The organism is Peribacillus sp. NPDC055009, assembly GCF_053608705.1.
The window spans coordinates 1-8890 of record NZ_JBSGVZ010000041.1 but is presented as its reverse complement, the minus strand read 5'-3'; the positions used below and the strand labels follow the sequence as shown (position 1 = coordinate 8890).

At 32.3% G+C, this 8890-nt stretch carries 2 protein-coding genes; both read left to right on the top strand.

The window, feature by feature from the left end:
• Window positions 1-16: 16 nt before the first annotated feature.
• A complete protein-coding gene (locus tag ACWF5P_RS27010) occupies window positions 17-7855 on the top strand; it encodes an amino acid adenylation domain-containing protein (RefSeq protein ID WP_452445543.1) in 7839 nt (2612 codons plus the stop codon).
• A gap of 162 nt (window positions 7856-8017) precedes the next feature.
• Window positions 8018-8890 (top strand): condensation domain-containing protein (locus ACWF5P_RS27005; RefSeq protein WP_452445542.1); only part of this gene is annotated, 873 nt, incomplete at its 3' end.

Here is an 8890-nt window from a genome sequence, read left to right as displayed (position 1 = left end):
ACCGAACTTAGAAGCAATGACAAATGAATATGAAGCACCAAGAAATGAAGTAGAAGAAGCTTTGGCAAGGGTCTGGAGTGAAGTATTAAAAGTAGAAAAAGTAGGAATAAATGATAACTTTTTTGACCTTGGAGGCCATTCTCTAAAAGCCACAGTACTTCAATCAAAAATTCATAAAGCATTGAATAAAGATATACCGCTTAAAGATCTATTTGGGTTGCCGACCATAAAAGAACAAAGTGCATTTATAGAAGATAAGGAAGAAACTATTTATACAAAAATAACAACAGTAGAGGAAAAGGAATACTATGAAGCATCCTCAGCACAAAAAAGAATGTATATGTTGCAAGAGTTTGATAGAGATAGTATTGCCTATAATATTCTGGGAGGCCTAGATATATCGGGTAATCTGGATATTGCTAGATTAACAGAAACATTTACAAAGTTAATTGAGAGACATGAAGCATTAAGAACAAGTTTTCATGCAAAAGAGAATATGATCGTACAAAAATTGCATAAATCAGAAGAAATGGAGTTCAGAGTAGAAAAGATAAAAGTCGAGAACGAGGAAGAAGTAAAAGAAAAAGCGATTGAATTCATAAAGTCATTTGACTTAGAGAAGGCCCCGTTACTAAGAGTTTCTCTGCTAAGTCTAGAGAAAGACAGACATATTCTGCTGTTTGATATGCATCATATCATATCAGACGGGTTCTCTATGAGCATCTTAGCTAAAGAATTTAGCAAGCTATATGCTGGAGAAGACTTAGAAGAACTTAAAGTGCAATATAAGGATTACTCGGCATGGCAATTGAAGAAAAAAGAAAGTGAGGAGTATAGAAAACAGGAAAAATATTGGCTCAAGGAATTTAGTGGAGAGCTGCCGGTATTAAATTTACCTACTGATTACTCAAGACGATCAAAAATCGATTTTAGTGGAAGTAGTGAATCTTTCACACTGGATAAAGAAATAACTCAAAAGTTAAGAAGTGCAGCAAAAGTAACTGGAAGCACCTTGCATATGGTGTTATTAGCGAGCTTTAATATTTTCCTAGCAAAATATAGTGGACAAGAAGATTTTGTTGTTGGAACCCCAATAGCTGGAAGAAATCATAGAGATTTAGAAAATATAATTGGTATGTTTGTAAATACGTTAGCTATAAGAACGAGTGTAGATAGTAAGTTAAATTTTATAGAATATTTGGAATCCGTAAGAGAAAAGACATTAAGTGCTTATGAAAACCAAGATTATCAATTTGAAGATTTAGTAGATCAAGTAACTGTCAATCGAGATTTAAATAGTAATCCCTTATTTGATGTGATGTTTGTATTACAAAACATGGATGAAGCGAAATTGGAGATAGAAGAATTAACCTTTAAACCCTATCACTTTAGCGTCGATGTTGAAAAGTTTGACATAACCATGACCGCGATAGAAGGAGAACATGAGATAAACATCGATTTAAGTTATTCAACCAGCCTATATAAGCATGAATCGATAGAAAGAATGGTAAGTCATTTCGTAAACATCGTGAAAGAAATCACAAAAAATGTGGAGATTAAACTTAAGGATATTGAAATACTAAGCAAAGATGAGAATGATATGCTCTTGACAGAGTTTAATGATACAGTAGCAGATTATCCAAGAAACAAAACGATACACGAACTTTTTGAAGAACAAGTAAAAAGGACACCAAATCATATTGCTGTAGTAATTGGCGATCAAGAGCTAACTTATAAAGAACTTAATAAACGGGTTAATTCCTTGGCTAGAGTCTTAAGAGAAAAAGGTGCAGGACCTGAAGTTATTGTAGGGATCATGGCAGATCGTTCTATTGAAATGATCGTAGGAATCATGGCTATATTAAAGGCTGGCGGAGTATACTTGCCTATGGATCCAGACTATCCAAAGGATCGAATAGAATATATGTTACAGGATAGTCAAACCAGAATATTATTAACTACAAAAGGGCTAGCTGATCATATAGAAACGGATGTAGATATGATCGATTTATTGGATAACGATTTATTTGAAGGAGATTCAAGTAATCTAAATCTAGTAAATACTCCACAGAATTTAGCGTATATTATTTATACATCTGGAACTACAGGCAATCCTAAAGGTGTAATGATTGAACATAAGAACGTGGTAAGGTTATTGTTTAATAATAAAAAGAAATTCGATTTTAATGAAAAAGATGTTTGGACAATGTTTCATTCCTATTGCTTTGATTTTTCTGTTTGGGAAATGTATGGAGCATTGTTATATGGAGGAAAGCTGGTTTTGGTTCCAAAAGTGGTAGCCATGGATACAGAGGGATTTTTAAAAATCCTAAAAAAAGAAAAGGTTACAGTCTTAAATCAAATTCCAACTCCTTTTTATAGCCTCATGAATAAAGAACTAGCACACAGTGAAAAAGAACTGAATTTAAGATATGTCATATTCGGTGGAGAAGCATTAAAGCCGAAAATGTTAAGAGAATGGATAAAAAAATATCCTGAAACAAAATTGATTAATATGTATGGAATAACAGAAACAACCGTTCATGTAACCTATAAAGAAATTGGAGAAAAAGAAATAAACGAAGGGGTAAGTAATATAGGAAAGCCTATCCCTACACTAACTGCCTATATAATGGATGAAAATTTAAGACTTTTACCAGTGGGTGTCCCAGGAGAGCTTTGTGTTGGCGGCGATGGGGTTGCAAGGGGCTATTTAAATAGGAAGGAACTGACCCAGCAAAAGTTTGTAACGAACCCTTACAGAATAGAGGAAAGAATATATAGGTCTGGTGACAAAGCTAGATTACTTCATAATGGAGATATAGAATATCTAGGCAGAATCGATTTTCAAGTTAAAATAAGAGGCTTTAGAATAGAACTTGGAGAAATTGAGAACAGCCTGTTAAAAGTAGAAGGTATCACAGAAGTAATCGTAATAGATAAAGGTGAGAATGAAAATAAGTATCTATGTGCCTATTATGTGGGGAAAGAAGAGTATAGCGCAGGAGAACTAAGAGAAAACCTTAAAAAGTCCTTACCAGACTATATGGTACCGTCATACTTTATAAAGCTGGAGGAAATGCCATTAACGTCTAATGGAAAAACAGATAGAAAATTCTTACCAGATCCAGAAGGTGAAGTTCTTACTGGAGCAGAATACGAGGCACCAAGAAATGAAATGGAAGAAAAATTAGTTCAAATATTTCAGGCTGTATTAGGTGTAAGCAATATAGGTATAAATGATAACTTTTTTGAGCTTGGAGGACATTCATTAAAGGCCACAGTACTTATTTCAAAAATTCATAAAGAATTGAACAAAACTGTGCCACTTAAAGAGATCTTTGAGTCACCAACAATAAAAGAGCTAAGTGCATTTGTTGAAAATGAGAAAGAGAGTATTTTCCTTGAAATAGAAAAAATAAGCGATGAAGGGAATTACGAAACATCATCTGCCCAAAAAAGAATGTATATGCTGCAGCAGTTTGACAAGAATAGCATAGCTTATAATATGCCAATAGCATTTGAGTTAAATGGAAATATTAATAAAAAACAAATAGAAGACACATTTAGGAAACTTGTTAAAAGACATGAAGCATTAAGAACCTATTTTGAAATGAATGAAGATCAAATTGTACAAAGAATCGATCATTCTTATGAATTTAAGTTAGAGGTAAGACAAGAAAACGAAGATATAGATACGATCTTAAATAACTTCATAAGACCATTCGATTTAAGTAAAGCTCCATTATTAAGAGTGGAACTCGTGGAGAGTAAAGATAAAACATACTTACTGATAGATATGCATCATATTATTTCAGATGGAGTATCTTGTAATATTTTAATAAACGAGTTTATAGAGTTATATAACGGGAACGAATTAAAACCACTAAAGCTACAGTATAAAGACTTTGCAGAGTGGCAGAATAAGTTCTTAAATTCGGAAGAAATGAAAAGACAAGAAGAGTATTGGTTAAATATCTTTGGTGATGAAATACCAGTATTAAATATCCCTACTGATTATAAAAGACCAGCCATTAAAAGTTTCGAAGGTGATAATGTAGGGTTTGAGTTGGATGAAAAACTGATCGAACAATTAAAAGAGCTTACAAAAGAAACAGGAACAACCATGCATATGGTATTACTATCAGCATTTTATATATTACTATCTAAATACAGCAGGCAAGAGGATATCGTAATCGGTGTACCGGTGGCTGGAAGATCTCATGCAGATCTCCAAAATATAATGGGTATATTTCTAAATACATTGGCATTAAGGATGAAACCAGAGGGTGGTAAGAAATTTACAGAATTCTTTAAAGAGGTAAAAGAGAATTCTATTAAGGCATATGAAAATCAAAGTTATCCATTTGAAGCATTAATAGAAAAGATAGATGTGAGAAGAGCTGCTAGTAGAAACCCAATGTTTGATGTCATGTTCAATATGGTTGACATAGAAACGGAAAGTATGAATGAATTCGATGGATTTATATTGAAAAAATATAATGATGAATACAGGACATCTAAGTTCGACTTAACATTGAATGTAACACAATCGGACAAAACATTACGCTTTACTTTAGAGTACTGTACAAAATTATTTAATAAAGAAACAATAGAAAGATTAGGCAAACATTTTATTAGAGTATTAGAAAATGTAATGGATAATACGGAAGTAGAACTAAATCAAATAGACCTGTTAACAGAAGAAGAAAAGGTCCAACTATTATATGAGTTCAATAATACAAAAGCTGATTATCCCAAGGGAAAAACGATACAGCAATTATTTGAGGAACAGGTGGAAAAAACACCCGATCATATTGCCATTGTATTTGAAGATAAAAAGTTAACTTATAGAGAGTTGAATGAAAGAGCTAATAGACTTGCAATAGAGTTACGAAATAGAGGAGTTAAAGCTGATACAATAGTAGGGATAATGGTGGAAAGATCTCTTGAGATGATAATAGGAATAATAGGTATTTTGAAATCAGGAGGGGCATATTTACCTATTGATCCAACGTATCCAAGGGAAAGAATAGAATATATGTTAGAAGACAGTAAGTGCCAGATAATACTAAGTGAGACAAGTTTACTAGATATGGTGAAGTTTAAAGGATCTGTTCTGGATTTATTTAACTGTGACTTATTGTGTGGAGAATCAAGAAATCCAGAGAAAATCAATAGTTTTAAAGATTTAGCATATGTTATTTATACGTCAGGATCAACAGGTATGCCTAAAGGTGTAATGATAGAACAACAACAGGTAAATAATTTTATCCATGGAATAAAGCAAGAAACTAAATTGAATTCATATCAAAATATATTATGTATTACAACATTATGCTTTGATATCTTTGGACTAGAAACCCTAGTACCATTAACAAATGGATTAAAGGTTGTAATTGCAAGCAGCGAAGAAAGTGTTGATGGTAAGAAACTGGCAAGAATTATGGATGAAAATAAGATAGAAGTCATGCAAAGCACCCCTTCAAGATTGAATATACTGTTGGAAAATGAAGATTTTCAAGAATCCATTAATCATTTGAAATTAGTATTAGTAGGCGGAGAAGAGGTAGCATCAAGTTTATTTAATAAGTGGAATAAGTACAATCATACAAAAATTTACAATGTATATGGACCAACAGAGACAACAATATGGTCAACAATAAAACTTCTAGAACAAGATGAAAAAATAACAATTGGCAGACCAATCAGTAATACAAGCATCTATATATTAAATAAGGATAAACAAATGCCTATAGGAGTTGAAGGCGAATTATGTATTGGCGGGGATGGTGTAGGAAGAGGATATTTAAATAGAGCAGAATTAACAGCAGAAAAATTCGTAGAAAATCCTTTTGAACCAGGAAAGAAAATTTATAGAACTGGGGACCTAGCAAAATGGCTGCCTGATGGAAATATAGAGTTTGTGGGAAGAATAGACAATCAAGTGAAAATAAGGGGCTTTAGAATCGAGCTTGGAGAAATCGAGAACCGAATACTGCAGCATGATGAAGTGAAGGAAGCAGCAGTTGTGGTAAAAGAAGATAAAGAAAATGAAAAGTATATCTGTGTGTATGTGGTAAGTGATAAAGAAATAAAAGATTTGAAATTAAGGGATCTTTTACGAGGAAGCCTACCAGAATATATGATTCCTTCTTATTTTGTTCAAATTGAAAAGATGCCGTTAACTCCTAATGGAAAACTTAATAGAAGAGCACTTCCAGAACCGAATGTAGCAGAAAAGACCAATGAATATGAGGTGCCAAGAAGTGAATTAGAAAAGGTTCTAGCAGAATTATGGAGTGCAGTATTAGGAATAGAAGAAATAGGAATTAATGATAACTTTTTTGAGCTTGGAGGTCATTCTCTAAAAGCTACCATTCTTTTATCAAAGATTCATAAAGTATTGAATAAAGAAATACCACTAAACGAGATATTTAGTCTACCAACAATAAAAGAACTAAGTGAATTTTTAGAAGGTCAAGAGGAAAATGTTCACTCAAAAATAGAGAAAATAGAATATGGGGATATATATTTAGCTTCATCCGCACAAAAGAGAATGTACATGCTGCAGCAATTTGATAAAGATAGCACAGCTTACAATATGCCAACGGCGTTTGAGTTAGATGGAAATATTAATATTAAACGAATAGAAGAAACATTTAAGAAACTGATTCAAAGACATGAAGCATTAAGAACTTCTTTTGAAACGAATCAAGATGAAATCGTACAAATAATTGATCATTCTTATGAATTTAAGTTAGAGATCAGACAAGAAAGCGCAGATCTAGATGCGATCATAAATAAATTCATAAAGCCATTTGATTTAAGTAAAGCACCACTATTAAGAGTAGAAATGGTAGAGAGTGAAGAAAAAACATATTTATTGATAGATATGCATCACATCATATCAGATGGAGTATCTGGCGGTATTTTAGTGAATGAGTTTATCGAGTTATATAAAAGAAGAGAATTACAACCATTAAAATTGCAGTATAAGGACTTTGCAGAGTGGCAGAATAAATTCTTGAAATCAGAAGAAATGAAAAAACAAGAAAAGTATTGGTTAAATATGTTTAGAGAGGGGATACCTGTATTAAATTTCCCTGGTGATTATGAAAGGCCGGCCACTCAAAGTTTTGCAGGTGATACTTTAAGTTTTGAAGTAGATGAAAAGACTACAGAACAATTGAGAAATCTTGCTAAAGAAACAGGAACAACGATGCATATGGTGTTACTATCAGGGTTTTATATACTGCTGTCTAAGTATAGTGGACAAAAAGATATCGTAATCGGAATACCGATAGCAGGAAGATCACATGCAGACCTTCAGAATATAATGGGAGTGTTTGTAAATACGTTGGCGCTAAGAAATAAGCCTGAAGGAAATAAAATGTATGTGGATTTCTTAAAAGAAGTAAAAGAAAACTCTCTATATGCACATGAAAATCAAAATTACCAATTTGAAATGTTAATTGAAAGTCTAGACTTAGTAAGGGATACAAGTAGAAACCCATTGTTTGATGTTATGTTTGATATTGCAGCAATTGAATCAGATCGCGATATGAAAGTGGATGGTCTTATATTAAGACCTTATAAAATGGAAAACAAAATATCAAAGTTTGACCTAAATTTAGAAGTAGTAGAATATCCAAAAACACTTGAAATCGTATTATCGTATTGTGTAGAGCTGTTCCATAAAGAGACTATCGAATTTTTATTAGAGGATTACGATTCCATCCTTAAAACAATAACCAATGATCGAAATGTAACATTAAACAATATAGAGTTGAAAAACTTAAAGAATAATGATCCAAAATTAGAGTTGGATTTATTTGAACATTTCTCGTTATAGGAGCATTTTCGACTTTTCTAATATATCGAATTGCGATGAGCAAGTTCATTTAGTTATGAATTCCTTGTAGACATAAAGAATCTGTTCTAAATGGAGTAGTGGGCATGATCAGCTGTTTCCCTTACGAAACACGAATAATCGTTTCATCTTTGGGTGGAGCGCATGCCCACAAAGACTCCAACTGGAAAATTTTACATGGATGTTTCACACCAAGCGTTAAGAATTATATGTTTAGATAGGTGGTTAAGAGATATTATGAAGGAAATGAAAGAACATGATCCAATTCAATATTGGAGAGAAGCGATTCATATAGCAAAAAATAGCGAAGGAAACACATGGGGTCATGGGGAAGATTCACATGAAGCAGGTCAGTATGAAATCACCATTGATAAATGTTATTGTGACAGGCTAAAAGAAATATGTAAAGATAATGATCTTTTATCTTTTACTTTTATCGTATCGGCATTCAAGGTTAGTTTATCAAAATATTTGTCTGAAAAAGATATCACCATTGGTATTCCTTGTTATAGGCCTGTAGGAAGAGTGATGTTAAATAAAGTATTACCGTTAACATCTCATATAGATTATGATCAATCATTTTCGAACTACATGATGAGCATTAAGGGTGAAATGCTGCAAATATATAAGAATCAATCCTATTTAAATACAAAGATATTACAAGATGAAAATATCAATAATTTGATGGAACTAACGCCGATAAATATATCAATGAAGGGGTTACATCAGGAAAAAGATATTGACTATATACTAAGTTCAAGCAAAAATCAATTATCATTTATACTTGAATCAACTCAAAATGAATCAAGTAACATAAAGGTTATCTATAACAAAAAACAGCTTTCCGAGTTTGATGTCAGGATTTTGACTGATAGCTTTTTTAATGTTTTCAAATCAGTACTAGTAAATTATAATCAGAAAATATCAGAATTAGAGCTATTATTAGAAGAAGAAAAGAACCAATTATTAAAAGAATTTAATCATACAGATGCGGAATATCCGAAAGATACAACCATT

Coding starts and splice junctions, on each gene's coding strand:
- ACWF5P_RS27010 (WP_452445543.1), top strand. CDS start 17: ATGACAAATGAATATGAAGCACCAAGAAATGAAGTAGAAGAAGCTTTG.